The organism is Bacteroides stercoris ATCC 43183 (assembly GCF_025147325.1).
Taxonomy (GTDB): Bacteria; Bacteroidota; Bacteroidia; order Bacteroidales; family Bacteroidaceae; genus Bacteroides; species Bacteroides stercoris.
Map to the genome: position 1 here is coordinate 198,180 of NZ_CP102262.1, position 24,924 is coordinate 223,103.

General features: G+C 48.6%; 27 protein-coding genes. 21 read left to right on the forward strand and 6 right to left on the reverse strand.

The window, feature by feature from the left end:
- Positions 1–3 precede the first annotated feature (3 nt).
- The 7 genes from NQ565_RS00685 to NQ565_RS00715 all read left to right on the forward strand — a co-directional run bounded on the left by NQ565_RS00685 (position 4) and on the right by NQ565_RS00715 (position 5,130).
- Positions 4–987: an aminodeoxychorismate synthase component I gene (locus NQ565_RS00685; protein ID WP_005657611.1), complete on the forward strand. Its 984-nt coding sequence runs from the start codon at positions 4–6 to the stop codon at positions 985–987.
- On the forward strand, positions 971–1,570 hold the full coding sequence (locus NQ565_RS00690) for an aminotransferase class IV family protein (RefSeq protein WP_005657613.1): 600 nt from the start codon (positions 971–973) through the stop codon (positions 1,568–1,570). The genes NQ565_RS00685 and NQ565_RS00690 overlap by 17 nt, the downstream gene beginning before the upstream one ends.
- A gap of 104 nt (positions 1,571–1,674) precedes the next feature.
- Positions 1,675–2,949 carry a 3-phosphoshikimate 1-carboxyvinyltransferase gene (locus tag NQ565_RS00695; protein WP_005657615.1) on the forward strand — a complete coding sequence of 425 codons (1,275 nt, stop codon included), beginning with the start codon at positions 1,675–1,677 and terminating at the stop codon, positions 2,947–2,949.
- A gap of 164 nt (positions 2,950–3,113) precedes the next feature.
- Positions 3,114–3,536, forward strand: a complete 423-nt coding sequence (locus NQ565_RS00700) for a hypothetical protein (protein ID WP_005657616.1) — start codon at positions 3,114–3,116, stop codon at positions 3,534–3,536.
- Positions 3,537–3,546: 10 nt separating this feature from the next.
- Entirely contained in the window at positions 3,547–4,368 is an 822-nt protein-coding gene (locus NQ565_RS00705; RefSeq protein WP_005657619.1) for a metal ABC transporter permease, read from the forward strand.
- An 81-nt stretch (positions 4,369–4,449) separates the two neighbouring features.
- Entirely contained in the window at positions 4,450–4,875 is a 426-nt protein-coding gene (gene tsaE, locus NQ565_RS00710) for a tRNA (adenosine(37)-N6)-threonylcarbamoyltransferase complex ATPase subunit type 1 TsaE (RefSeq protein WP_016661944.1), read from the forward strand.
- Positions 4,876–4,911: 36 nt separating this feature from the next.
- The gene (locus NQ565_RS00715) at positions 4,912–5,130 is read left to right on the forward strand and encodes an immunity 17 family protein (RefSeq protein ID WP_005657624.1); all 219 of its coding nucleotides are present in this window, start codon (positions 4,912–4,914) and stop codon (positions 5,128–5,130) included.
- A gap of 93 nt (positions 5,131–5,223) precedes the next feature.
- Here NQ565_RS00715 and NQ565_RS00720 read toward each other — a convergent pair whose 3' ends face one another.
- From NQ565_RS00720 to dnaE, 3 genes are all read right to left on the reverse strand, one after another.
- Entirely contained in the window at positions 5,224–5,556 is a 333-nt protein-coding gene (locus NQ565_RS00720) for a hypothetical protein (RefSeq protein WP_005657627.1), read from the reverse strand.
- A 37-nt stretch (positions 5,557–5,593) separates the two neighbouring features.
- Complete coding sequence (trxA, locus tag NQ565_RS00725) at positions 5,594–5,908, reverse strand: thioredoxin (protein WP_005657629.1); 315 nt, start codon at positions 5,906–5,908, stop codon at positions 5,594–5,596.
- An 84-nt stretch (positions 5,909–5,992) separates the two neighbouring features.
- Positions 5,993–9,790, reverse strand: coding sequence for a DNA polymerase III subunit alpha (gene dnaE, locus NQ565_RS00730; RefSeq protein WP_016661945.1), 3,798 nt, complete (start codon positions 9,788–9,790; stop codon positions 5,993–5,995).
- A gap of 173 nt (positions 9,791–9,963) precedes the next feature.
- Between dnaE and NQ565_RS00735 the strand changes: the two genes are divergently transcribed.
- The 3 genes from NQ565_RS00735 (at position 9,964) to NQ565_RS00745 (ending at position 11,745) form a co-directional block, all read left to right on the forward strand.
- Entirely contained in the window at positions 9,964–10,653 is a 690-nt protein-coding gene (locus NQ565_RS00735; protein ID WP_005657633.1) for a phosphatidylserine decarboxylase family protein, read from the forward strand.
- Between the two features lie 2 nt (positions 10,654–10,655).
- On the forward strand, positions 10,656–11,363 hold the full coding sequence (gene pssA, locus NQ565_RS00740; protein ID WP_040316223.1) for a CDP-diacylglycerol--serine O-phosphatidyltransferase: 708 nt from the start codon (positions 10,656–10,658) through the stop codon (positions 11,361–11,363).
- 67 nt (positions 11,364–11,430) lie between these two features.
- Positions 11,431–11,745, forward strand: coding sequence for a DUF4834 family protein (locus NQ565_RS00745; protein WP_005657637.1), 315 nt, complete (start codon positions 11,431–11,433; stop codon positions 11,743–11,745).
- 107 nt (positions 11,746–11,852) lie between these two features.
- Here NQ565_RS00745 and NQ565_RS00750 read toward each other — a convergent pair whose 3' ends face one another.
- Both NQ565_RS00750 and NQ565_RS00755 read right to left on the reverse strand, forming a co-directional pair.
- On the reverse strand, positions 11,853–12,287 hold the full coding sequence (locus tag NQ565_RS00750) for a nucleoside deaminase (protein ID WP_005657638.1): 435 nt from the start codon (positions 12,285–12,287) through the stop codon (positions 11,853–11,855).
- 62 nt (positions 12,288–12,349) lie between these two features.
- Positions 12,350–12,583, reverse strand: coding sequence for a hypothetical protein (locus NQ565_RS00755; protein ID WP_004293731.1), 234 nt, complete (start codon positions 12,581–12,583; stop codon positions 12,350–12,352).
- An 83-nt stretch (positions 12,584–12,666) separates the two neighbouring features.
- On the opposite strand from NQ565_RS00755, the gene NQ565_RS00760 reads away from it, so the two are divergent.
- From NQ565_RS00760 to NQ565_RS00775, 4 genes are read left to right on the forward strand one after another with little or no spacing between them, the layout of a single operon-like run.
- Positions 12,667–13,032 (forward strand): YraN family protein, encoded by a 366-nt coding sequence (locus tag NQ565_RS00760; protein WP_005657642.1) that lies wholly within the window; start codon positions 12,667–12,669, stop codon positions 13,030–13,032.
- A gap of 23 nt (positions 13,033–13,055) precedes the next feature.
- The gene (locus NQ565_RS00765) at positions 13,056–13,412 is read left to right on the forward strand and encodes an MmcQ/YjbR family DNA-binding protein (RefSeq protein ID WP_005657644.1); all 357 of its coding nucleotides are present in this window, start codon (positions 13,056–13,058) and stop codon (positions 13,410–13,412) included.
- Complete coding sequence (locus NQ565_RS00770; RefSeq protein WP_005657646.1) at positions 13,396–14,169, forward strand: biotin--[acetyl-CoA-carboxylase] ligase; 774 nt, start codon at positions 13,396–13,398, stop codon at positions 14,167–14,169. Before NQ565_RS00765 ends, NQ565_RS00770 begins: the two co-directional genes overlap by 17 nt.
- Before the next feature lie 43 nt (positions 14,170–14,212).
- A complete protein-coding gene (locus tag NQ565_RS00775) occupies positions 14,213–15,559 on the forward strand; it encodes a zinc-dependent metalloproteinase lipoprotein (protein WP_005657648.1) in 1,347 nt (448 codons plus the stop codon).
- Between the two features lie 37 nt (positions 15,560–15,596).
- Here NQ565_RS00775 and NQ565_RS00780 read toward each other — a convergent pair whose 3' ends face one another.
- Positions 15,597–16,280, reverse strand: a complete 684-nt coding sequence (locus tag NQ565_RS00780; protein ID WP_040316263.1) for a tetratricopeptide repeat protein — start codon at positions 16,278–16,280, stop codon at positions 15,597–15,599.
- Between the two features lie 171 nt (positions 16,281–16,451).
- On the opposite strand from NQ565_RS00780, the gene NQ565_RS00785 reads away from it, so the two are divergent.
- The 7 genes from NQ565_RS00785 to NQ565_RS00815 all read left to right on the forward strand — a co-directional run bounded on the left by NQ565_RS00785 (position 16,452) and on the right by NQ565_RS00815 (position 24,912).
- Positions 16,452–17,759, forward strand: coding sequence for an MATE family efflux transporter (locus NQ565_RS00785; protein WP_005657652.1), 1,308 nt, complete (start codon positions 16,452–16,454; stop codon positions 17,757–17,759).
- Between the two features lie 105 nt (positions 17,760–17,864).
- A complete protein-coding gene (locus NQ565_RS00790; RefSeq protein WP_040316265.1) occupies positions 17,865–18,452 on the forward strand; it encodes a helix-turn-helix domain-containing protein in 588 nt (195 codons plus the stop codon).
- Positions 18,453–18,654: 202 nt separating this feature from the next.
- Entirely contained in the window at positions 18,655–21,153 is a 2,499-nt protein-coding gene (locus NQ565_RS00795) for a heavy metal translocating P-type ATPase (protein ID WP_005657656.1), read from the forward strand.
- A gap of 70 nt (positions 21,154–21,223) precedes the next feature.
- Entirely contained in the window at positions 21,224–21,934 is a 711-nt protein-coding gene (pyrH, locus tag NQ565_RS00800; RefSeq protein ID WP_005657658.1) for a UMP kinase, read from the forward strand.
- A 158-nt stretch (positions 21,935–22,092) separates the two neighbouring features.
- Complete coding sequence (gene frr, locus NQ565_RS00805; protein WP_005657660.1) at positions 22,093–22,653, forward strand: ribosome recycling factor; 561 nt, start codon at positions 22,093–22,095, stop codon at positions 22,651–22,653.
- 112 nt (positions 22,654–22,765) lie between these two features.
- Positions 22,766–23,698, forward strand: a complete 933-nt coding sequence (gene rsgA / locus NQ565_RS00810) for a ribosome small subunit-dependent GTPase A (RefSeq protein WP_005657662.1) — start codon at positions 22,766–22,768, stop codon at positions 23,696–23,698.
- Positions 23,699–23,829: 131 nt separating this feature from the next.
- Positions 23,830–24,912, forward strand: coding sequence for an efflux RND transporter periplasmic adaptor subunit (locus NQ565_RS00815; RefSeq protein ID WP_005657666.1), 1,083 nt, complete (start codon positions 23,830–23,832; stop codon positions 24,910–24,912).
- Positions 24,913–24,924 lie beyond the last annotated feature (12 nt).

Genomic DNA, 24,924 nt, shown 5'->3' on the forward strand with positions numbered 1-24,924 from the left:
ACAATGAAAGCACTGGATAAAGAAACAGCTATTGCCCGGATGAATACGTTCGGGCGCAACGGTACGCCCTTCCTGTTTGTTATCGACTACATGCAGGAACATTCGTACGTAGAACCTCTCGACGGGATAGATACGTCCGTATGCCTCTACCAGTTCAGAGGAACAGGCAATGCACCTGATGCCGGTGCCCGGTATGCCGGAACGATAGACTGGGAATTCACACCGCCCGCTCCCGCCGACTATCGCCGTTCTTTCGATACCGTGAGGCGCAACCTGCTGGGCGGCAACAGCTACCTGACCAATCTGACATGCAAAGTGCCGCTCCGCACCAACCTGACGCTGAAAGATGTGTTCCTGCATTCACACGCCCTGTACAAGCTCTGGCTGAAAGACCGGTTCGTCTGCTTCTCGCCCGAAATCTTCGTCCGCATGGAAGAGGGCAGGATAAAATCCTTCCCGATGAAAGGCACGATTGACGCCACCCTGCCCCATGCCGAATCAATCCTGCTGGACGATGCCAAAGAAGCTGCCGAACATGCCACGATTGTAGACTTGATACGCAATGACCTCAGCATGGTTTCCGAACACGTCACCGTAGCGTCCTACCGCTACATAGACCGCCTGCAGACCAACAAAGGACCTATCCTGCAGACAAGCTCCGAAATATGCGGCATGCTGCCCGGCGATTACACAAAGCGCCTCGGCGATATTCTGTTCAGCCTGCTGCCCGCCGGCTCCATTACCGGCGCTCCCAAACCGCGTACCATGCAAATTATTGCCGAAGCGGAAGGCTACGAACGGGGATTCTATACCGGAGTCATGGGCTGCTACGCCGACGGACGGCTGGACAGCGCCGTCATGATACGCTTCATCGAGCAGGAAGACGGACAGCTCTATTTCAAAGCCGGTGGCGGCATCACCGCCCAAAGCCGTTGGGAAAGCGAATACAACGAAGTAATACAGAAAATATATGTGCCGATTTATTGAAACCATACGGGTGGATTGCGGAGAAGTGCGCAACACGGCTTACCATGAACGGAGAATGAACGATACCCGTACGCACTTCTGGCCTGAAAGCCCCACTCTGCAACTGGCCGGCTACCTGCCCGCCATTCCCGGAAGCGGCGTACACAAGCTGCGTATAGTGTACGGGCAAAACGGCATCGAGGAAGTGACCTGTACCCCTTATACCCTGCGCCCCGTCCGCTCACTGGCACTGATACAGGCCGACGACATCGACTACGCCTGCAAAAGCACCGACCGCAGTGCGCTCAACCGGTTGTTTGCCCGGCGCGGCGCGTATGATGATATTCTGATTGTACGCCGGCATCTGCTCACCGACACCAGCATCGCCAACATCGCCCTCTTTGACGGCAGCCATTGGCATACTCCGCAACATCCTCTGCTGAAAGGGACCAAACGTGCCGAACTGCTGGACAAAGGTATTCTTACGGAAAAGGACATACGCATGGAAGAACTTCCGGCTTATTCCACCGTCCGCCTGTTCAATGCAATGATAGACTGGGGCGAAGTGGAACTGCCCGCCGATTGCCTGCATCCGGTATTCTGAAAAGCACGAATGTGGAGCCAACAGTTTCCATTTCCCAAAGATTTGTCTTACTTTTGCAAGCGGAGTATAAAGTCATCCGCTACCGTAACTTAACAAATACAACTATGCGTTATACCGTTTCCGCTCCCGATGTACCGATGCATGCCGCTATCCGGCTACCGGCATCCAAAAGTATCAGTAACCGTGCGCTTATCCTGCACGCCCTTGCCCATGGCAGGCAGACACTCTGCAATCTGAGCGATTGCGACGATACCCGCGTCATGGTGCGTGCGCTGCAAGGCAATCCCGAACATATAGACATCATGGCGGCAGGGACGGCCATGCGTTTTCTCACCGCCTACCTCAGCGTAACGCCCGGTGTCCGTATCATTACCGGAACGCAACGTATGCAGCAGCGGCCCATCCGTATTCTGACAGACGCCCTGCGCCAGCTCGGTGCAAACATCGAGTACGCAGGCAATGAGGGCTTCCCGCCCCTGCGCATCACCGGTTCGGAATTGCAAGGCTGTGAAATATCGCTTGCCGGAAACGTGAGTTCACAATATATATCCGCCCTGCTGATGATAGGAGCTGTTCTTCCCCAAGGGTTGCACCTGCATCTTACGGGCTGTATCATTTCCCGTCCCTACATCGACCTCACCCTCAAGCTCATACGGGACTTCGGCGGACATGCCGAATGGAGTTCCGAAAACAGTATCACTGTATATCCCGGCGGTTACCGGGATGTTCCGTTCACTGTAGAGAGCGACTGGAGCGCGGCATCCTACTGGTATCAGATACTGGCGTTGAGGGGGAATGAAGAACGGAAAACGGGGAGTGGAGAGTTACCGAAAGGGAATGAAGAGGAAACGGTAGAGTTGCTCGGACTGTTCCCCCACAGTTATCAGGGTGACAGCCGCGGTGCGGAGATTTTCTCCCGCCTGGGCGTACATACCGAATACACGGACAAGGGGGTACGGCTCACACTTGCGGGGACGCCCGTTGACCGTCTCGAAGAAGATATGGTAGATATTCCCGACCTTGCGCAGACCTTTGTCGTCACTTGCTGCCTGATGAATATCCCTTTCCGCTTTACCGGCCTGCAAAGCCTCAAAATCAAAGAGACCGACCGCATCACCGCCCTTATCGCCGAACTGCGTAAATTAGGCTATGCGGTACGTTCCGAGCAGGACAGCATCCTGCTGTGGGAGGGTGAACGTTGCCCTGCCGAAAGCGCTCCCGTTATCGCCACCTACGAAGATCACCGCATGGCAATGGCATTTGCCCCCGCCTGTATCGCACTGCCGCAGATAAGGATTGACGAACCCCAGGTAGTATCCAAATCCTATCCGGGCTATTGGGAAGATTTGAAGCAAGCAGGCTTTATCATCTGTCATTAACATCGCCCGACGCACCGCTGCGGACAGCCTGATTGCATGACAGCTGAAAAGCATTCCGGCACACTTTCTTTTTGCCTGTTCAAAAGCGGGCAGATACGAAAACAATGTGTATCTTTGTCCGTTCTATTGTATAAGGACACTTTTTTTTCAAGGAAAGAGAACGTATGTGGATACTGATTATTAGCCTGATTGCCCTTGCCGTCGTAGCTGCCATAGCCGGAACCGTACGCAACCGCAGACTCCAGAAGAAAATTGACAATGGCGAACTGGACGCTATGCCCGAAGTGCAGGAAGTGGATGCGGAATGTTGCGGACAGCACGAGGTATGCGAAAAAGAGAGCCTGCTCGCCGCCGTCAGCAAGAAGATAGAATACTATGACGACGAGGAGCTGGACAAATACATCGGAACCGCTCCCGACGAGTATACGCCCGAACAGGAAGATGAGTTCCGTGATGTGTTCTACACCATGCAGTCGGAAGACGTGGCAGGGTGGGTGCGCAGCCTGCAACTGCGCGGCATTGCACTGCCCGACAATATAAAAGACGAAGTATTCCTGATTGTAGGAGAAAGAAGAAATAACCACTAACCCCCGCCGCATGGAACTTTTACAATATACATTCTTTCAACATGCCCTCATCGGCAGTCTGCTGGCAAGCATTGTCTGCGGAATTATCGGTACGTACATCGTCACCCGGAGGCTGGTTTTTATCAGCGGCGGACTGACGCATGCCTCTTTCGGCGGTATAGGCCTGGGACTGTATGCGGGGATTTCACCGATTCTGTCGGCAGCGGTCTTTTCCGTACTGTCAGCATTCGGCGTGGAATGGCTCAGCAAGCGGAAAGACATGCGCGAGGACTCTGCCATTGCGGTATTCTGGACACTGGGAATGGCATTGGGCATCATATTCACATTCCTGTCTCCCGGATTTGCACCCGACCTCTCCGCCTACCTGTTCGGGAATATCCTGACTATTACATTTGGCGACATCGCCCTGCTGGGCGGACTGGCAGCACTGCTTATCCTGTTCTTCTCGTTTTTCCTGCATCCGATAATCTATGTGGCATTCGACCGCGAATTCGCCCGTTCGCAAGGAATACCCGTACAGACCTTTGAATATGTACTGATGATGTTCATTGCGCTGACTATCGTAGCCTGCCTGCGTATGGTGGGCATCGTGCTGGTTATCTCATTGCTGACAATCCCGCAGATGACTGCCAATCTCTTTTCACATAGGTTTCACCGCATCATCTGGCTGTCTGTGAGCATCGGTTACCTCAGTTGCCTGGGCGGACTGCTCATTTCATACTATCTCAATGTTCCTTCGGGAGCAGCCATCATCTTCTTCTCCATTATTATTTATGCAATCTGTAAAGGGGGAAAAAGTTTTTGGTTATCTTTGCAGAAAAAGCGAAGATAAGCTGTGCCTCGGCATAAAAAATGAGCACGTTCATTTTTTATGCTCTCGGTTTGCATTATCTTTGCAGAAAAATACAAAATAATGGAAATCAAGATTCAGTCATTAGACCAGATTCATGAAGCCGCCCGCCGGTTCGTCGAGGCAATGGGCGACAATACCGTGTTTGCTTTTTACGGCAAAATGGGAGCCGGCAAGACGACCTTTATCAAGGCGGTTTGCGAAGAGCTCGGCGTATCCGATGTCATTACCTCCCCTACTTTCGCCATCGTAAACGAATACCGTTCCGAAATTGCCGGAGAGTTGATTTACCACTTCGATTTCTACCGGATCAAGAAACTGGAAGAGGTGTACGATATGGGATACGAAGATTATCTGTACAGCGGTGCGCTCTGCTTCATCGAATGGCCGGAACTGATTGAAGAGCTGCTGCCGGGAAATACCGTGAAAGTCACTATCGAAGAGATAGAAAACGGTGAACGGGAAGTTACACTGCAACCGCTGGATTAGTACCGGCCGTTAATCATCAACCGCTAATCGCACTACATGAGCCAGTACATCGTTCAGGGTATCTTTGCCGTTGCGGGAATTATCTCCCTGCTGGCTGCAATCTTAGATTGGGATTGGTTCTTTACCGCCCAGAACACGCAGTTTGTCGTACGGAATGTAGGCCGCCGGCAAGCACGCTGGTTTTACGGGGTATTGGGAATGATACTTATCGGCACGGCGGTATTCTTTTTTCTGAATACTCCGCCGGTAGCATAAACGGAAAGACTGATATACAACATACAGGAAAAAAGGAAAGGCGCAGGTTTTCATCCCGCGCCTTTCCTTTTTCATTATAATCCAAACTGTGAATTACTCATCCTCCAATGACTCCGTGTATTCCATTTCGCCCTGCACGATGAAAAGGATTTCATCCGGATCATAATCGCCCATTTCGTCTTTATGAGCTTCCTTGATGATGTAATCTACGATTTTTCCCAGATCGACTTCGATATATCCGTCACCGTCGGGCTGCACATCGAGGATGCCGCTCTCGGAATAATACTCGTCAATCAAATCGAGAAAATAATAAAACTCATCGTCAGAGAACTTCTCTTTCAACTCCTGCGGCAAATAGTTTTTGATGTACTCAATGGTCTTTTCATCATCGAGATCATTCTTCAAAAAATCGTCTTCCAGTCCCATAGCTTTATATCTTTAAAGGATTAATAGTACCACCACCTTACAACAGTGCTTCAATTTTCGCTGCATAAGTCGGTTTAGGAGCAGAACCCACTTGCTTGTCCACCAGTTCTCCATTCTTGAAGAACAGTACGGTAGGAATATTGCGAATACCGTATTCGGCGGCAACATCTCCGTTTTCGTCTACATCGCATTTACCGATAAGCGCTTTGCCTTCATATTCGCCGGCCAGTTCTTCAATGATAGGACCCACCATTTTGCAAGGTCCGCACCACGGCGCCCAAAAATCAATTACCACAGGTTTACCCTCTGCCAGGATTTCCTTGAAGTTGTTGTCTGTAATTTCTAATGCCATTTCTTCTAAATATTAAGTTAAATATCAATTCAACAGTACAGTATCAGCATTATCCGCCTACTGCCATCAGTGAAGCAAAGATAATTAATTTATCCGAAAATCAAGCTCCGGACGCTCTTTTAAATAAGAGATCAGCTCACGGCCTACGGAAAGCTTCACCGGACGGGACACCAGGTCAAGGGTCATCTTGCTCTCCGGGTCGGTCACTTTAAAGTAAAGTTCCGTTGTACCGGGACGCTCCTTCGTCAGTTCCGCCAATTCCGTCACCAGTGCCTTGTTCAGCACGCCGAGCGGGATAAGGATCGTTATCTTCTCTATCAGTTTTTCCTTTACATCGGGAAGCAGTTCCATTGAGGTAATCTTCAGCTCCAGTTCGTCCTGCCGCCACTGTTTAGGCTGGCAGCGCGCCTTTATATAAAGGAAGGTACGCTCGCCCAGGTATCCCTGGTAAGTCACCCAGTCGTTTCCGAAGAAAGGCAACTCTGCCGACCCGGAATAGTCCTCTATCTTGGCAATGCCATAAGGATTGCCGTTTTTACTGATGCCCCGGCGGACGGAAGTAACGATGCCCCCCATAGTTATTTCACGTCCCACAAGGGCGGTCTTGTCCTCCAGTTCCGCCATGTGTGTGTTACAAACATATTCCAGCACCACGGCATATTCATCCAAGGGATGAGCGGAGAGATAAATGCCTACCAAGTCCCGCTCCTTGTTCAACCGGTCGAGATCACTCCAACGTTCTGCCTGCGGAATTTCGGGAGTGGCTATGTCCACTACATTTTCTCCACCGAACAGGGAGTTGACCGCTGCCGCCTTATCTGCCTGATAACGGTTGCCATAGCGCACCAATGTCTCAATAAAGACTTCATTCTTGGTATTGACGGCAAAATACTGTTCGCGCTTCAGCTCAGGAAAACTGTCAAAACCACCGGCAAGGGCAAGGCATTCCAAGTTCTTCTTGTTGCAGGCATTCAGATTGACGCGCTGCACAAAATCGAAAATACCGGTATAAGGCCCGTTCTTCGCACGCTCTTCCATGATACTTTGCACAGCACCCTCACCTACTCCCTTCACGGCACCCAATCCGAAACGGATATTACCTTCGGGGTTCACGGTAAACTTCAGGTTCGATTCGTTCACGTCGGGTCCAAGCACTTTGATGCCCATGGACTTACATTCGTCCATGAGCTTGGTTATCGTCGTTATATCGGACAAGCTTCGGCTCATTACGGCAGCCATGTACTCTGCCGGATAATTGGCTTTCAGGAACGCCGTCTGATAGGCAACCCATGAATAGCAGGTGGCATGAGACTTATTGAAAGCATAGGATGCAAACTTCTCCCAGTCCGCCCAAATCTTTTCGAGCACCTTCGCATCGTGTCCGTTCTTCTGTCCGCCAGCAATGAACTTCGGCTTCATATGATCCAGCTTGTCGCGCAGTTTCTTACCCATTGCCTTACGCAAGGCATCGGACTCACCACGGGTAAAGTCTGCCAACAAACGGGACAGAAGCATCACCTGCTCCTGATAGACGGTAATGCCGTAGGTATCTTTCAGATATTTCTCCATGATGGGAATATCATACTCGATAGGCTTGCGTCCCCATTTACGGTCGATGAAGTCAGGGATATAGTCCATAGGTCCCGGACGATAAAGAGCATTCATGGCAATCAGGTCCTCGAAAGTACTTGGCTGCAACTCGCGCAGGTATTTCTGCATGCCGGCGGACTCGAACTGGAAGGTACCGATAGTCCGTCCGTCGCAGTATAATTTATAGGTAGCGGGGTCTTTAATGGAAATCTTGTCGATATCCAACGACAGTCCCCGGTGTAAACGTACATTTTCAACGGCTTCCTTGATAATGGAAAGGGTCTTCAGTCCCAGGAAGTCCATTTTAATCAATCCGGTATCTTCAATGACCGAACCCTCGTACTGGGTAACGAGCATCTTCTCTCCCGTTTCCTTATCATCTGCCGTGCTCACAGGAACCCAGTCGGTGATGTCGTCACGACAGATAATCGTACCACAAGCATGCACACCCGTACCGCGCACGTTACCTTCCAGCATCTTGGCATACTTCAACGTATCGCGCACCAGCGGGTCGGGCGATGCTTCTGCAGCCTGAAGCTCAGGTACATAAGCGATGGCATTGGGAAGATTCAGTTTCTTATCGGGAATTTTATCGGGAACTAATTTTGCCAGACGGTCGGATTCCGACAAAGGCAGCTTTTGTACACGGGCGACATCCTTAATGGCCAGTTTGGTTGCCATAGTACCATACGTGATGATATGCGCCACCTTCTCCTGACCATACTTTTCCGTTACCCAGCGCAATACTTCACCGCGTCCGTCATCATCGAAGTCCACATCAATATCAGGCAAGGAAATACGGTCGGGATTAAGGAAACGCTCGAACAGCAGGTCGTACTGGATAGGGTCTATCTTGGTTATGCCCAAGCAGTATGCCACGGCCGAACCGGCAGCCGAACCACGTCCCGGTCCCACCGAAACGCCCAATTGCGTACGGGCGGCATTGATAAAGTCCTGTACAATCAGGAAGTAACCGGGGAAACCCATCGTCTTCATAATGTACAACTCAAAAACCAAACGTTCTTTCACTTCGTCCGACAACGGGTCACCGTAAAGCCGTTTGGCACCGTCAAATGCCAGTTTGGCAAGATAGTCGGCTTCCAATTTAATACGATAAAGTTTTTCGTAACCGCCCAAACGCTTGATTTTAGCTTTGGCGGCTTCCTCGTCCAAGACGACATTTCCGTTTTCGTCCTGCGTAAACTCGTCGAACAAATCTTTTTCCGTATATTTCCGCCTGTATTCCTCTTCCGTTCCGAAATCTTCGGGAATGGCAAAAGTAGGCATGATAGGGGCATGATCTATGGAGTAATATTCCACCTTGTCCAAAATCTCCAGTGTATTGGAAAGCGCTTCGGGAACATCGGCAAAAAGCTCGTTCATCTCCGCCTTGGTCTTCATCCATTCCTGCTTGGTGTAAAGCATACGGCTCGGGTCGTCCAGATCCTTGCCCGTACTCAAACAGATAAGGCGGTCGTGCGCCTCGGCATTCTCCTCGTCCACAAAGTGAACGTCATTGGAGCAGATTACTTTTATATTGTACTTCCTGGCATATTCCAACAGTTTGGCATTGGCTTTTTGCTGTAAAGGATAAGCCTCATGATTGGCACGGGAAACAGTTGCCTTATGACGTTGCAATTCCAGATAATAATCATCCCCGAAAAGATTCTTATACCAGCGGATGGCCTCTTCCGCTTCTTCCAACTGGTCGTTGATAATCTTTTTAGGAACCTCCCCACCGATACAGGCGGAACAGACTATCAATCCTTCATGATACTTCTCCAATTCATTGCGGTCGGTACGCGGACGCATATAGTATCCCATAGTCCATGCACGGGACACCAGCTTTATAAGATTGTGATAACCTTTTTCATTCTTCGCCAATACAATCAGGTGATAACCGCTCTGGTCGGGCTTACCCTCTTTCTTGTCCATTGTGCGGCGTGCCACATACATCTCACAACCGATAATGGGCTTGAACAGTTTATTTTCGGCTTCCGTTATTTTTGCTCTGCAAGCCGCTATCTCCGCTTCCTTATCCTCACATTCTATCTCACCGCTCTCTATGCCGGCAATCCGTTTTTTCAGGTCTTTTATCTCCCCTTTCGGACCGCTGTTCTTCTTATTGACATAGTTGGTGAATTCCTTGATACCGAACATATTGCCATGATCGGTAACGGCTATACCTTTCATACCATCCTTCATCGCCTTGTCTACCAGCCGGCTTACGCTGGCCTGACCGTCAAGAAGTGAATACTGGGTGTGTACGTGCAAATGAACAAAATCCTGCATAAATTTATCCTTTCTATAAGTGAGCATAAAGGTACGACCTATGCTACATCTAACAAAAATATTCCTCAAAAAGTTATCAACATCTGTAATTCTATGACTAAATTCTTGTTAGATTTTCAAAATAAGCCTATTTTTGCAGATAATTTGCATTAGAAAAGAATAAAACAAGATACATGGGTCGACTTAAAAAATTAAAGAAAATACGTATTCACCGTGAAGGAACACATACATTGGCCGGCAGTTTATTGTTGATACTCGCCGTAAACGCAGGGCTTTACTTCGGTTTGGAATGTAAGATTCCCTTCTACGTAGTGGCAGTTATCAGCCTTGTGGTTTATGGCATTTTAGTGAACTTCTTCCGTTGTCCTATACGTTTGTTCGGCCAGGAAAATACTGAAAAAATCGTGGTTGCCCCGGCTGACGGAAAGATTGTGGTAGTGGAAGAGGTTGAAGAAACCGAATATTTCCATGACCGCCGTATCATGGTTTCCATATTTATGAGTCTGGTCAACGTACATGCCAACTGGTATCCGGTGGACGGAACCGTGAAGTCGGTATCTCACCAGAACGGCAAGTTCATGAAAGCCTGGTTGCCCAAAGCAAGCACCGACAATGAACGTTCCACTGTAGTAATCGAAACCCCCGAAGGTGTGGAAATCATGGCACGCCAGATTGCCGGCGCCATGGCACGCCGTATCGTAACTTATGCCGAACCGGGCGAAGAGTGTTATATCGACGAACATATGGGCTTCATCAAGTTCGGTTCGCGTGTGGATGTATTCCTTCCGCTGGGTACGGAAGTTCTTGTTAAACTCGGACAACTGACTACCGGCAACCAGACCGTAATAGCAAAACTCAAGTAACAATGGCAAACTGCATTACCCGCTCCATACCGAATACCTTAACCTGCCTGAACCTGTTCTCCGGGTGTATCGCCTGCGTCATGGCTTTTGAAGCCAACTATAACCTGGCGCTTGCATTCATTATCCTCAGTGCCGTATTCGATTTTTTCGACGGCATGATGGCACGTCTGCTGAATGCACACTCTCCCATCGGCAAAGACTTGGATTCGCTGGCGGATGATGTAAGTTTCGGCGTAGCGCCCTCACTAATAGTGTTCTCTTTATTTAAAGAAATGCATTATCCGGCATCCATGGAGTTCATCGTTCCTTATATGCCTTACACAGCATTCCTTATTTCCGTATTCTCGGCGTTGCGTCTGGCTAAGTTCAACAACGACACCCGCCAGACCAGTTCTTTTATCGGCGTACCGGTTCCTGCCAATGCCCTTTTTTGGGCGTCGTTAGTGGCGGGAATACATCCCATACTTATCTCGGAGAGCTTTAATCCGCTTTATCTCTTAGCATTGGTTTGCTTGTTTTCGTGGTTGCTGGTATCGGAAATACCGATGTTCTCATTGAAATTCAAGAGCCTCTCATGGAAAGACAACAAAGTAAGTTTCAGTTTCCTGATTATCAGTATTCCGCTTCTTGTTTTTTTGAAAGTCAGTGGTTTCGCAGCGGTAATTGTATGGTACATCTTGCTGTCACTTCTCACAGGAAAGCGTAAGTAAACATTTTCTTGGCACGGTTGTTGTATTATCGTTCGCTGAAAACGAACACATAAAAAGACATTAGCCCATGTTTCATTTTTTAGGATTTTTATTTATCATTATAATCGCCATCCTGCTTATCGGACTTAGCATCATCGGCACTGTTATCCGGAGTATTTTCGGCTTGGGTAGCCGCCGCTCATCAAACACTTACCGGAACGATAATGGAAATTATCAATCCGGAAGAGGGTATTCTTTCAATGGCAGACAACAATCCGGCTCTTCTTCCAACGAAGAACCTAAAACAAGGATAAAAGAAGAAACCGCACATGGCAGGCACAAGAAACTGTTTTCCCAGGACGAGGGGGAATATGTGGATTTCGAAGAAATCAAAGAAGAATAACAATTGCAGAGAGTCATATCATTACACAATAATTATCCCGTAAGATAATTTATTTGTATTCCGCACTACAAGACAAACCTGTTATAGCGAAATTTTTCAGAAAAGTATTATCTGCGTTTTGCAGCAAAAAAGTCTTTCATTAATGCAGCGCATTCATCCGCCAATACTCCTTTCACTACCGCAGTTTTAGGATGCAAAGCCTTTGGTGCATAACGCTGGTATCCCCGTTTCTCATCTTCCGCACCAAATACCAACCGTCCCATTTGTGCCCATGCTATGGCACCGGCACACATCACGCATGGTTCAACGGTCACATAAAGAGTACATTCGTTCAGATATTTGCCACCAAGCGTAGCAGCGGCGGCAGTGATAGCCTGCATTTCGGCATGTGCAGTGACATCCGTCAGCGTTTCAGTCAGATTATGGGCACGGGCAATGATACGGTCTTTGCAAACAACAACGGCACCAACGGGCACTTCACCCCGCTCACCTGCTTTTTGCGCTTCCAAAAGCGCCTGCTTCATATAATCCGTATCTGTCATAATTCTTACTACTTGCAGTTTATCTCATTCCACATCACACATCTATCCTATTCCACCACTTCTCATCTTCGCATGTCATGCTCACCGAACAGTGTAGGATAATCTTCTTCCATATTCTTATGGATAAACATGAGAATGGTTTCCCTCAGCCAGCGCGATTTGTTCGTTATCTTATACTTCTCCAGATAACGATCCACAATCCGCAGCTCTTCTTCGCTCATCAGGCATACCATGCGCTGCTCGCGTTTAGGTTCTTCCGGTGTTGCTTTTGCACACGTTTTGTCTCTCTTTCTCATATTTCTTTGCAAAATTAGCTTTACTTCTGTAAAAACAAAGCAGAAAAAACGTATTTTTGTACTGAAAGAAAGAAAATTGTACTATGGCAATACATAATGCTCTGGGAAAAGCCGGAGAAGATGCGGTTGCGGCTTATCTGGAACATAACGGATATGTGATACGCGACCGGAACTGGCGGAAAAACCGTTTGGAACTGGACATTGTTGCCACCAAGGACAACGGACTGATTATTGTAGAAGTAAAAACCCGAAGTAACACGGAATACATCAAGCCGCAAGATGCCGTCAACTGGCAGAAAATACGCCGTATTGTCATAGCAGCCGATGCTTACGTAAAGCATTTCCGCATTGACGCCCCCGTGCGCTTCGACATCATTACAGCAGTGGGCGATGCCGGTGCTTTCAAGATAGAGCACATCAAAGAAGCATTTTACCCGCCTGTGTTTTAAAAGAACCCTAACCCCTGAATACAATGAATATAGAAACCGCCCGCGAATATTGCCTCAGTAAAAAGGCCGCAACCGAAGATACTCCTTTCGGTGAGGATTTCCTCGTTATCCGGGTAATGGGAAAGATGTTTTTATGCATCAATCTCAACACTCCCGACCGCATCACCATGAAATGCGACCCGGAATACGCGCTGGAATTGCGCGACCGCTACAATGCCGTTGAAGGAGCCTGGCACTTCAACAAGAAGTATTGGAACCAGGTGCTCCTGGACAGTGATGCAGATGACAAACTGATAAAACATCTGATAGACCACTCCTACGAAGAAGTAATAAAGAAATTCACTAAAAAAATGCGCAATGAGTATGAAGCCCTGCCCTGAAACGTTTCCTTATCCGCTGATAGTGTTGGATGAAACCGACTCAACCAACCGGTACATCAGCCAGTTATGTAATGAGTTGCAAGAATCCGTTGCCGAACTAACTACAGTTACAGCCGAATTTCAAACAGCCGGTAAAGGCCAGCGCGGCAACACCTGGGAAGCGGAAAGAGGCAAGAACCTGCTTTTCAGCTTTGTCCTCTATCCTACTTTTCTGGAAGCGCGCCGCCAGTTTATCCTATCACAAATCGTGTCTCTTTCCATCAAGGAAGAGCTGGACAGATGGTCGGACGAAATTACGATAAAGTGGCCGAATGACATTTACTGGAGAGACAAGAAAATATGCGGCATACTGATAGAGAACGACCTATCCGGACACTTCATCGGACGCAGCATTTCCGGCATCGGAATCAATATCAATCAGAATGAGTTTCACAGTGATGCCCCCAACCCGGTATCGCTGAAACAAATTACCGGTCAGGAACACGACCGCTATGAGATTTTATCGCACATACTGAAAAGGGTACAAATCTACTACAACGGTTTGCAAACGGAAGACAGCGGTACTTATACCGCCGAAATAACCGCCCGTTATGCCCGCTCCCTATTCCGCCGCAGAGGTTTTCACCCTTACGAAGATGCCGGCGGCAAATTCTCTGCCCGCCTGCTGCGTGTGGAGCAAGACGGACGTTTTGTCCTGGAAGACGAGAACGGCAAGGAACGGGAATATTTATTTAAAGAGGTGCAATACATTATCTGATTAGACAAATTGGCAAACATTATCTTTATAAAACACGTTTTGTATGAAATCAATATATAAACCCATGAAGATACAAGCCTTAATTGTAGCCGTTATAGCAAGTTTTATCTTATATGGTTGCGAAGATAATGAAGCCAACTGTTTGGAACTCTCCGAATCGTCATTCAGCAATGTCGATGGCGACGGAGCCACATTGACGGTTTCCGTAACAAGCGATGTGGAGTGGCAAATATCCAAAACGGCACAATGGTGCAACGTCACTCCAGGCAAAGGCTCCGGAAATCAGACATTGACCCTGCAAATAGAAGCCAACCCCGACAGTAAAGAGAGAAAAGTTACAGTAACAGTCGCATCACCGGCTACCAAGATGAGCAGAAAAATAGAAATCACTCAAGCAGCTGGATATACACCCATAGAACAATATCACTACAATCTGCCGGTAGTTTTCCATGTGCTTTACCAAAACAAGTCCGACGCGCAACAGTATGTCAGCCCCAACCGCCTGTCTGAAATATTGAACGCAGTAAACCGGCTTTATAAGAAGAGCGTGCAAAACGCAGACATGAACCTTACCTTTACACTCGCCACCGCAAGTCCGGATGGAGAAAAGACGGACCAGCCGGGAGTGGAATACATTTCATGGCCGGGCAGCTATCCGATAGATTGCGATGTCTTTATGAATGATGATATAAACGAAACTGCGGGAAAAGGGTATGTAAGATATGTATGGGACCCCAACAGATATATCAATATAATGGTCTACAACTTTGCCAATGAGCCCGGCAGTAATACAACGACATTAGGAATATCCCATCTGCCGTTTACCACAAAAGGGGCGAACAGCCTGGCCGGTCTCAGTGAAATCAATGTATCCCGATTGGAACTGAAGAACTTGTCCTTCCCCTATTGTGTATCCATCAACAGCCGGTTCATCAACGAAGAAAGTACGGCAACCACATACAAACCAGCAGACATTACCGTTACATTGGCTCATGAATTAGGGCATTATTTAGGATTACACCATGTATTCTCCGAAACAGAAAGAGGAAACAGTTGTGAAGATACCGACTATTGCACAGATACCCCCACCTACAATAAGGAAGCATACGATATGAATTACGCATATATCGCGGCGAATGAACCGGGAAACTTCACATTTGCCAATTTGGTGAACCGTGAGAATTGCCTGACAGGCGAATCCTTTGTCTCACACAACATCATGGATTACGCAATCAGCCATTCCGACCAATTTACTCCCGAACAGCGGGCACGCATCCGGCATGTTTTGTTATACAGTCCTCTGATACCGGGCCCCAAAGCCGTTCAGGAAGCAGACACCCGTTCTGCACCAGACGGACTTATGAAGTTGCCAATCCGTACCGCCAAATAGACATTGCTACAGGCAGGAAAAGAAAAGAGATGAACCGTCAATTATTCATCTCTTTTTCCAATTTCTTTATCCGCTCCAAGGTCTTCCCCGCTTCGGTAGACGGGAAGAGTTGAAGCACCTTCTGCAAGTACCCCTTAGCCTTGCTATACCCATTGGAGTAAATATCCGACAATCCGTTACGGTAACCGGCATACTGCATACGTGTGGGCGATACGATTTTCTTATAGTTGTCCTCCAACGTTTTCTTCTTTTGCTCGGCTTGCAGGTAGTAATAGTTGCCCAAAAATATATTTGCCTGAAGATTATCGGCATCCAAAGCCAGCACTTTCTCATAGAGCTTCATCGCGTCTTTCGTTTCACCGCGCATCATCTGCATCTCTGCACAGGCTACAAGTGCGGAAACATCTTCCGGATAATACTGCAGCCACTCCTTATAAAAAAGGTATGCCTTGTCGTAATTCCGTTTGTCTCTGTAGCAAACGGCCAGTTCCTGCGCAAGCCGCGGAGCTGCCGCAGTGGCTTTTCCAACGCTTGTCCAATAGAACATCTCCGTCTGTCCCGCATCCGCATCGGCAGCCTGACGGAACAGACTCACGGCATAATCGTCCTTACCTGCCGACAAGGCATCAGCCACCTTCTGCAACAATACATCTGCCGATTGTGCCAAAAGCGTCATCGGACACAGCAGGAGTCCGAAGAAAAGAAAAGTCAAGGTTTTCATTTTAAAGTGTATATAGTTAAACAGCCTGAAATATCCCAATAGAAATTCATCTACAAATTTACGGATTTCCGCGGCAATCGTCAATAGATGAAAGTAGAAATATAGTTAATCTTTCCCACTGTTTTTTCTTTTTCTGCGTACCTTTGCGTTCTCTTAAATAAAACATTGCTAATGAATCCTATAGACAGACAGATATTGCAGATAGCCTTACCCTCCATCGTATCGAACATCACCGTGCCCCTGCTCGGGCTGATTGACGTAGCCATTGTAGGACACCTGGGTTCTCCTGCCTATATCGGCGCCATTGCAGTAGGCGGCATGCTGTTCAATATCATTTATTGGATATTCGGCTTTCTGCGTATGGGAACCAGCGGCATGACATCACAGGCTTACGGCAAGCGGGACCTGCCGGAAATTGTCCGCCTGCTGATACGTTCGGTGGGGATAGGACTTGCCGTGGCATTATGCCTTATCCTGCTGCAAGTTCCTATCAGGCAAGCGGCTTTCCAGATTATCCACCCCACGGAAGAAGTCAGGGAAATGGCAACACTCTACTTTCATATCTGCATATGGGGCGCTCCCGCCATGCTGGGGCTATACGGACTCTCCGGGTGGTACATCGGTATGCAGAACTCCCGCATTCCCATGTACATAGCCATTACGCAGAACATTGTCAACATCATGGCAAGCCTCAGCCTTGTCTGTTTCTTCGGGATGAAAGTGGAAGGCGTAGCCTTGGGAACACTGATTGCCCAATATGCGGGTTTTCTTATGGGGCTGGTACTGTGGATGAACCGCTACGGCAAACTGAAGAAGTATATCGTTTGGAAAGGAGTGCTTCAAAAAGAGGCAATGATACGCTTTTTCCAAGTGAACCGCGACATTTTCCTGCGGACATTATGTCTGGTAGCCGTTACGTTATTCTTTACCTCGGCAGGAGCCTCGCAAGGTGAAATTATCCTGGCGGTAAACACGTTGCTGATGCAACTCTTCACCCTTTTCTCTTACGTGATGGACGGTTTCGCCTATGCGGGAGAAGCCCTGAGCGGACGATACATAGGTGCCCGCAACCGGAAAGCATTTACCGATACCGTCCGGCATCTGTTTATATGGGGCGCCGGGCTGACCGTACTGTTCACGCTGGTCTATGCCTCGGGAGGCAATGCTTTTCTGGCACTGCTGACCGATGACCGGAACGTAATAACCGCCGCCGACACTTACTTCTATTGGGCGCTTGCCATACCCGCTGCCGGAATTGCCGCCTTTATCTGGGACGGCATCTTTATCGGCGCAACGGCAACGCGCGGCATGCTTCTCTCCATGGCAGCCTCAGCCGTCAGCTTCTTTGCGGTGTACTACGGATTCCACACGGTTTTAGGCAACCATGCCCTGTGGCTTGCTTTTCTTGTTTACCTGTCCATGCGGGGCGCTATGCAGACATTGCTCAGCCGGAAGGTTATGGAAAAAAGCTTTCACTAAAGGCATTTCACGATGAGGTTGCCATAAACCCCATTAATATTTATTCGCAGACAAATGAAAGCAAAAACAAACCATACCTATTATCTTTGCCCGAAAAAGAACGGAATGCCCGATATTACACCCAATCCCGAAAACACACTGCACATCAAGAACATGGTCTGCAACCGTTGCATCATGGTGGTGAAAAGCCAGCTTGAGCAACTGGGGCTGCACCCGCTTTCGGTAGAACTGGGCATCGCCGTCCTGCCCGACGCAGTCAGCGACGAAACGTATCAGCGTGTAAAAGCCTCGCTTGAAACATTCGGATTCGAACTGATTGACGACAAGAAATCACAGACTGTAGAGCAGATAAAAGATGCTATCATCGAATTGGTACATTACGATGACAACGGACTGAAAACCAATCAGTCCGATTACCTGGCATCCAAGCTGCACCGGGACTACAGCGCATTAAGCAAGCTTTTCTCGGAAACAACCAACACCACTATCGAAAAATACCTCATCGCACAGAAGATAGAGCGTGCCAAAGAACTGCTGATGTACGGGGAGCTATCCCTGAACGAAATAGCCGATATGCTGAACTATTCGAGTGTCTCCTACCTCAGCGCCCAATTCAAGCATGTAACCGGAATGACTCCCAGTCACTTCAAGAAAATAAAGGGGAACAAACGCAAGCCGCTTGACGAAATATAAGCAGAATCTTATAAATCATATCCCGAATTTTGCAACTATCGGACAACTTCCTTGCCGTATCTTTGTTTCATAGAAAAGTTTATCCACATTAAACTAAAAGTTTATTCCTATTAAACTTCAAGTTTACTCCTATTGAACTTCAAGTTTATTCCCATTAAACCGGAAGTTTATCCTGGAAGAAATAAATTGTACTACTATTGATATGACAAACAAAAGCATCGTTCAAGAAACCTTTCCCGTAATGGGAATGAGTTGCGCCTCATGCTCCGCAAGAGTGGAAAAGACGCTGAACCGCCAGCCCGGCGTCCGAAAAGCAACCGTAAATTATGCTTCGGCAACGGCAACTGTGGAATATGACTCCCAAAATTGCTCTCCCGAAGCCCTGCAGCAGGCCGTGCAGAATGCCGGATACGACTTGCTGATTAAACAGGATGAGAATACACCGGATAAAGTGGAGCAGGCGCACGACAAAAAATATCGCGCGCTGAAATTCCGCGCCACATGGGCCATCGTCTTGTCCGTGCCCGTTATGGTTATCGGCATGTTCTTTATGGATATGCTGTACGCCAATCTTATTATGTGGCTGTTCTCTACTCCCGTCGTATTCTGGTTGGGAAGAAGTTTCTTTACCAGCGCATGGAAACAACTGAAACACGGCACCGCCAATATGGATACGCTGGTAGCCAACAGCACCGGAATCGCCTACCTGTTCAGCCTGTTCAACATGCTGTTCCCTGAATTTTGGCTGGAAAGGGGCATCCATCCGCACGTCTACTTCGAGGCTGCAAGCGTCATTATCGCCTTTATCCTGTTAGGGCGGTTGCTGGAGGAAAAGGCTAAGGGAAATACCTCTTCCGCCATAAGGAAGCTCATGGGTCTGCAACCCAAAACGGTAACCGTTATCACCGGTCCCTCATCTGAGAAGGTTGTTCCGATTGAACAGATTCGTCCGGGAGACATTATTTTAGTGAAACCGGGAGAGCGGATTGCCGTGGACGGCATCGTTACGGAAGGCAGTTCGTACGTGGACGAAAGCATGCTGAGCGGTGAACCGGTAGCAGTAGCCAAGCAAAAGAACGCCAAAGTCTTTGCCGGCACTATCAACCAAAAAGGGAGTTTCCGGTTCAGCGCGGAGAAAGTAGGGACGGATACGCTGCTCGCTAAAATCATCCACATGGTGCAGGATGCGCAAGGCAGCAAAGCCCCCGTCCAGCAATTGGCAGACAAGATTGCGGGCATCTTCGTGCCGGTTATTATCGGCATTGCCGTACTGTCCTTCATCGCATGGATGTTGCTGGATGGGCAGAACGGTTTTACACACGGATTGCTGGCGCTGGTTACGGTACTTATCATCGCCTGCCCGTGTGCCCTGGGACTTGCCACACCCACCGCCATCATGGTAGGCATCGGCAAAGGTGCGGAACGGGGCATTCTGATAAAAGACGCCGAAAGCCTGGAAACCGCCAAAAAGATTGATACGGTGGTACTGGACAAGACCGGAACCGTGACCGAAGGAAAGCCGGTAGTCGGCGATTTGATTTGGGCAACGCAGACGGCAGCGCATGAAAACATTTTCTACAGTCTGGAAAAGTTATCGGAACATCCGCTTGCCGAAGCCGTAGTCCGCCATTTACAGAATGCCCGGGACGTAAGTATAGACAACTTTGAAAGTATTACCGGCAAAGGTGTGAAAGGCGAGTCGGACGGAAAGACCTATTATGCCGGCAACCGGAAACTGCTGGAAGAAAACCGGATTACCGTCAGCCGGTCGCTAAGCGATGAAGCCGCCCGCCTGGCAGCGGATGCACAGACCGTCATCTGGTTTGCCGACAGCGAAAACGCACTTGCCATAGCCGGGATTACAGACCAAATAAAACAAAGCTCCATACAAGCCGTCAGCGAATTGCAAGCCGCCGGCATCGAAGTCTATATGCTGACGGGCGACAACGAAGCCACTGCCCGGGAGATTGCACGCAAAGCCGGCATCCTCCATTATCGGGCGGGGGTGCTGCCGCAGGATAAGGCCGCCTTTATCGGCAGCCTGCAGAAAAACGGCAGGAAAGTGGCAATGGCAGGCGACGGCATCAACGACAGTGCAGCCCTGGCGCAAGCCGATTTAAGCATTGCCATGGGCGGTGGCAGCGACATCGCCATGGATGTGGCCAAGATGACCATCATTTCTTCCGACCTTACAAAGATACCGGAAGCGTTGAAACTCTCCCGACTGACTGTGCGCACCATCCGTCAGAATCTGTTTTGGGCGTTCATTTACAATATAATAGGTGTACCCGTTGCAGCCGGCGTACTCTACCCCGTCAACGGCTTCCTGCTGAATCCAATGATAGCCGGTGCAGCCATGGCATTCAGCAGTGTCAGCGTAGTAACCAACAGTCTGCGGCTGAAAAGGAAAAAGATAGAGACTGCGGAAAGCCCTGCCGCCACCCCGGCAGGACAACCGGAAAATAAAGTAGAACCATCAACTGAAAACGTCATGAAAAAAGAATTTAAAGTGGAAGGCATGATGTGCAACCATTGCCGCATGCATGTGGAAAAAGCCTTGAACAGTATGGAAGGCGTACATGCCACCGTAACCCTCAACCCGCCAGTAGCGGTCGTGGAGTTTTCGGAAGGCGAAAAGACACTCGACGAGTTACAGGCAGTGGTCACCGCCCAAGCCGGCGACTACACGTTGAAAGAATAACCGGAATTTGTTTATACCGATTGGCATTATTTTTCTATCTTTGCCGCTAAGCGAAATAAATTAATAAACTATGGCAACATACAAAAGAATCTTACTGAAACTCAGCGGCGAGAGCCTGATGGGAGAAAAGCAATACGGCATCGACGAGAAACGCCTTGCCGAATATGCGGCACAAATTAAGGAAATACACGAGATGGGCATACAAATCGGCATCGTTATCGGCGGCGGCAACATCTTCCGCGGACTGAGCGGCGCCAACAAAGGTTTCGACCGCGTCAAAGGCGACCAGATGGGTATGCTGGCAACCGTTATCAACAGCCTTGCACTGAGCTCGGCACTGGTAGCGGCAGGCGTAAAGGCACGTGTACTGACCGCCGTCCGCATGGAGCCTATCGGCGAATTCTACAATAAATGGAAAGCCATCGAGTGTATGGAAGCAGGTGAAGTGGTTATCATGTCTGCCGGAACGGGCAACCCGTTCTTCACGACCGATACCGGCTCCAGCCTCCGCGGCATCGAAATAGAAGCGGACGTCATGCTGAAAGGCACACGCGTTGACGGCATCTACACCGCCGACCCGGAGAAAGACCCTACGGCAACGAAATTCCACGACATCACTTACGACGAAGTGCTGAAACGCGGCCTGAAAGTCATGGACTTGACGGCTACCTGCATGTGCAAGGAAAACAACCTGCCCATCATCGTCTTCGACATGGACACCGTAGGTAATCTGAAGAAAGTGATGCAGGGCGAAGAAATAGGGACGCTGGTACATAACTGACATTCCTCGGCGTACATCCGCCGGTTTACATTAATGGATACGGATTTAGATTTACACAGATTATCGGATAAAATAATCTGTGTAAATCTGTGTAATCTGTCGTGAAACAATTATATTTGCAAAGTTTCAAACTAAAAGCTACTTCAAACAATAGAAATATGAAAGACGTAAAAGACATCTTAGACGAAGCACAAGAGAAAATGGATATGGCCGTAATGTATCTGGAAGAATCATTGGCCCACATCCGTGCCGGAAAAGCCGATGTTCGTTTGCTGGACGGAATCCGTGTCGATTCTTACGGAAGCATGGTTCCCATCAACAACGTAGCAGCCGTAACCACTCCGGATGCCCGCAGTATCGCCATCAAGCCGTGGGACAAGAGCATGTTCCGCATCATTGAAAAGGCAATCATCGACTCCGACCTCGGCATCATGCCCGAAAACAACGGCGAAATTATCCGCATCGGCATTCCCCCGTTGACGGAAGAGCGCCGTAAACAACTTGCCAAACAGTGTAAGAACGAAAGCGAAACCGCCAAAGTGAGTGTACGTAACGCACGCCGCGATGCCATCGACGCCTTTAAGAAATCAGTGAAAGAAGGATTGGCGGAAGACGCCCAAAAAGGCGGTGAAGAGAAGCTGCAAAAGATTCACGACAAGTATATCAAGCAGATTGACGATATGCTGGCAGCAAAGGATAAAGAGATTATGACAGTATAAATATAGTTGAGAGTTGAAAATTGAAAGCCGAGAGTTACCGTACGGCACCGACCGTTCTCCAACAACTCCTTACTTTCAACTTTCAACTCCCAACTCTCAACTTTCAACTATTTTGAGGGGACTGGTAATTAAAAATACAGGAAGTTGGTATCTGGTAAAGACCGACGAGGGAACATACGTTGAATGCAAAATTAAAGGCAACTTCCGCCTGAAAGGTATCCGTAGCACCAATCCGGTGGCAGTAGGCGACCATGTGCAAATCATATTGAATCAGGAAGGAACAGCGTTCATCAACGAAATTGAAGACCGGAAGAACTATATTATCCGGCGTTCGTCCAACCTGTCCAAACAGTCTCACATCCTTGCCGCCAACCTTGACCAGTGTATGCTGGTGGTAACGGTGAATTATCCGGAAACCTCCACTACATTCATCGATCGTTTTCTGGCATCGGCCGAGGCATACCGCGTACCCGTCAATATCATCTTCAATAAAGCAGACGCTTACAACGAAGACGAGCTTCGCTACCTGAACGGACTTATCAATCTTTATACTACCATCGGTTACCCTTGTTTCAAGATATCCGCCAAAACCGGTGAGGGAGTCGACACTATAAAAGAAAAACTCAAAGGGAAAATAACGCTCTTCTCCGGACATTCCGGAGTAGGTAAATCCACCCTTATCAATGCCATCCTTCCGGAACTGGATATCAAAACCGGCGCAATCTCCGCCTATCACAACAAAGGCATGCACACCACTACTTTTTCCGAGATGTTTCCCGTGCCGGGTGACGGCTACATTATCGACACACCGGGCATCAAAGGCTTTGGAACATTCGACATGGAGGAAGAAGAAATAGGGCATTACTTTCCGGAAATATTCAAGGCTTCCGCCGACTGCCGCTATAACAACTGTACCCACCGCCACGAACCGGGCTGCGCCGTGCGCGAAGCGGTAGAGCAACATTACATCAGCGAATCCCGCTACGCCTCTTACCTGAACATGCTGGAAGATAAGGAAGAGGGCAAATACAGGGCAGCATACTAAGAGAATAATAAAGTGGCAGGTTTGCCTTACCGTTCTATTACCCTATCACTTTTATTAACTTTTCCCGTTTTAAACCTTCGGGTATATTTTCCGTCAAAATCTATGGCTAAATATACTACTAATACTACAACATGAATAAAAAAGTGAAATGGGGCATCATCATATTCATTGGTGCCGGACTGATAGGCGGAGGCATTTATTCCCAGCTTCCCAAGACAAATGAAGAATTGGCAGCTGCCGACAAGGTAATGACCGGTAAACGTGGCGGCAAAAAGGTGCTGAACGTAAATGCCCGAATAATCAAACCGCAACTGCTGAAAGACGAAATACAAATCAGCGGCAGCCTGCTGCCTGATGAGGAAGTAGACCTTTCATTCGAGACATCCGGCAAGATTATCGAAATAAACTTTGAAGAAGGCAGCTTCGTGAAGAAAGGGCAATTGCTCGCCAAAGTAAACGACCGCCCTCTTCAGGCGCAATTACAAAGGCTGGTATCACAGTTGAAACTGGCGGAAGACCGCGTGTTCCGTCAAAATGCGTTGCTGGAAAGAGATGCCGTCAGTAAGGAAGCATACGAACAGGTAAAGACCGAACTGGCAACCCTGAATGCCGACATCGACCTGATAGAGTCCAACATTGCACAAACCGAACTTCGCGCTCCTTTTGACGGAGTGATCGGTCTGCGGCAGGTCAGTGTCGGGACATACGCGTCTCCCTCCACCATTGTAGCCAAGCTCACCAAACTTTCTCCGCTGAAAGTAGAGTTTGCAGTACCCGAACGCTATGCCAATGACGTAAAGACAGGTGCGGGACTGGACTTCACGCTCGAAGGCAAACTAAACACTTTCCATGCCACCGTCTATGCACGCGAATCAAAGATAGACCCCACGACCCATACACTGACTATCCGTGCGCTCTATCCCAATGCCAACAGCGCCGTACTGCCGGGCCGTTATGCCAGTATCAAGCTGAATAAGGACGAAATACAAAACGCACTTGCCGTACCCTCCGAGGCCATCGTTCCGGAAATGGGCAAGGATAAGATTTTCCTTTATAAATCAGGAAAAGCACAACCGGTAGAGATTACTACCGGCATTCGGACGGAAGCCGAAGTGCAAGTATTGCAAGGCCTGAACATAGGCGATACAATCATTACTTCGGGAACCTTGCAGCTCCGCACAGGACTGCCCGTGACATTGGACAACATTAACTGAGTACGAAATTTT

What these genes read in the sequence shown, in the direction of transcription:
- NQ565_RS00685 (WP_005657611.1), top strand. Translation starts at nt 4, where the DNA reads ATGAAAGCACTGGATAAAGAAACAGCTATTGCCCGGATGAATACGTTC.
- NQ565_RS00690 (WP_005657613.1), top strand. Translation starts at nt 971, where the DNA reads ATGTGCCGATTTATTGAAACCATACGGGTGGATTGCGGAGAAGTGCGC.
- NQ565_RS00695 (WP_005657615.1), top strand. Translation starts at nt 1,675, where the DNA reads ATGCGTTATACCGTTTCCGCTCCCGATGTACCGATGCATGCCGCTATC.
- NQ565_RS00700 (WP_005657616.1), top strand. Translation starts at nt 3,114, where the DNA reads ATGTGGATACTGATTATTAGCCTGATTGCCCTTGCCGTCGTAGCTGCC.
- NQ565_RS00705 (WP_005657619.1), top strand. Translation starts at nt 3,547, where the DNA reads ATGGAACTTTTACAATATACATTCTTTCAACATGCCCTCATCGGCAGT.
- tsaE (WP_016661944.1), top strand. Translation starts at nt 4,450, where the DNA reads ATGGAAATCAAGATTCAGTCATTAGACCAGATTCATGAAGCCGCCCGC.
- NQ565_RS00715 (WP_005657624.1), top strand. Translation starts at nt 4,912, where the DNA reads ATGAGCCAGTACATCGTTCAGGGTATCTTTGCCGTTGCGGGAATTATC.
- NQ565_RS00720 (WP_005657627.1), bottom strand. Translation starts at nt 5,556, where the DNA reads ATGGGACTGGAAGACGATTTTTTGAAGAATGATCTCGATGATGAAAAG.
- trxA (WP_005657629.1), bottom strand. Translation starts at nt 5,908, where the DNA reads ATGGCATTAGAAATTACAGACAACAACTTCAAGGAAATCCTGGCAGAG.
- dnaE (WP_016661945.1), bottom strand. Translation starts at nt 9,790, where the DNA reads ATGCAGGATTTTGTTCATTTGCACGTACACACCCAGTATTCACTTCTT.
- NQ565_RS00735 (WP_005657633.1), top strand. Translation starts at nt 9,964, where the DNA reads ATGGGTCGACTTAAAAAATTAAAGAAAATACGTATTCACCGTGAAGGA.
- pssA (WP_040316223.1), top strand. Translation starts at nt 10,656, where the DNA reads ATGGCAAACTGCATTACCCGCTCCATACCGAATACCTTAACCTGCCTG.
- NQ565_RS00745 (WP_005657637.1), top strand. Translation starts at nt 11,431, where the DNA reads ATGTTTCATTTTTTAGGATTTTTATTTATCATTATAATCGCCATCCTG.
- NQ565_RS00750 (WP_005657638.1), bottom strand. Translation starts at nt 12,287, where the DNA reads ATGACAGATACGGATTATATGAAGCAGGCGCTTTTGGAAGCGCAAAAA.
- NQ565_RS00755 (WP_004293731.1), bottom strand. Translation starts at nt 12,583, where the DNA reads ATGAGAAAGAGAGACAAAACGTGTGCAAAAGCAACACCGGAAGAACCT.
- NQ565_RS00760 (WP_005657642.1), top strand. Translation starts at nt 12,667, where the DNA reads ATGGCAATACATAATGCTCTGGGAAAAGCCGGAGAAGATGCGGTTGCG.
- NQ565_RS00765 (WP_005657644.1), top strand. Translation starts at nt 13,056, where the DNA reads ATGAATATAGAAACCGCCCGCGAATATTGCCTCAGTAAAAAGGCCGCA.
- NQ565_RS00770 (WP_005657646.1), top strand. Translation starts at nt 13,396, where the DNA reads ATGAAGCCCTGCCCTGAAACGTTTCCTTATCCGCTGATAGTGTTGGAT.
- NQ565_RS00775 (WP_005657648.1), top strand. Translation starts at nt 14,213, where the DNA reads ATGAAATCAATATATAAACCCATGAAGATACAAGCCTTAATTGTAGCC.
- NQ565_RS00780 (WP_040316263.1), bottom strand. Translation starts at nt 16,280, where the DNA reads ATGAAAACCTTGACTTTTCTTTTCTTCGGACTCCTGCTGTGTCCGATG.
- NQ565_RS00785 (WP_005657652.1), top strand. Translation starts at nt 16,452, where the DNA reads ATGAATCCTATAGACAGACAGATATTGCAGATAGCCTTACCCTCCATC.
- NQ565_RS00790 (WP_040316265.1), top strand. Translation starts at nt 17,865, where the DNA reads ATGCCCGATATTACACCCAATCCCGAAAACACACTGCACATCAAGAAC.
- NQ565_RS00795 (WP_005657656.1), top strand. Translation starts at nt 18,655, where the DNA reads ATGACAAACAAAAGCATCGTTCAAGAAACCTTTCCCGTAATGGGAATG.
- pyrH (WP_005657658.1), top strand. Translation starts at nt 21,224, where the DNA reads ATGGCAACATACAAAAGAATCTTACTGAAACTCAGCGGCGAGAGCCTG.
- frr (WP_005657660.1), top strand. Translation starts at nt 22,093, where the DNA reads ATGAAAGACGTAAAAGACATCTTAGACGAAGCACAAGAGAAAATGGAT.
- NQ565_RS00815 (WP_005657666.1), top strand. Translation starts at nt 23,830, where the DNA reads ATGAATAAAAAAGTGAAATGGGGCATCATCATATTCATTGGTGCCGGA.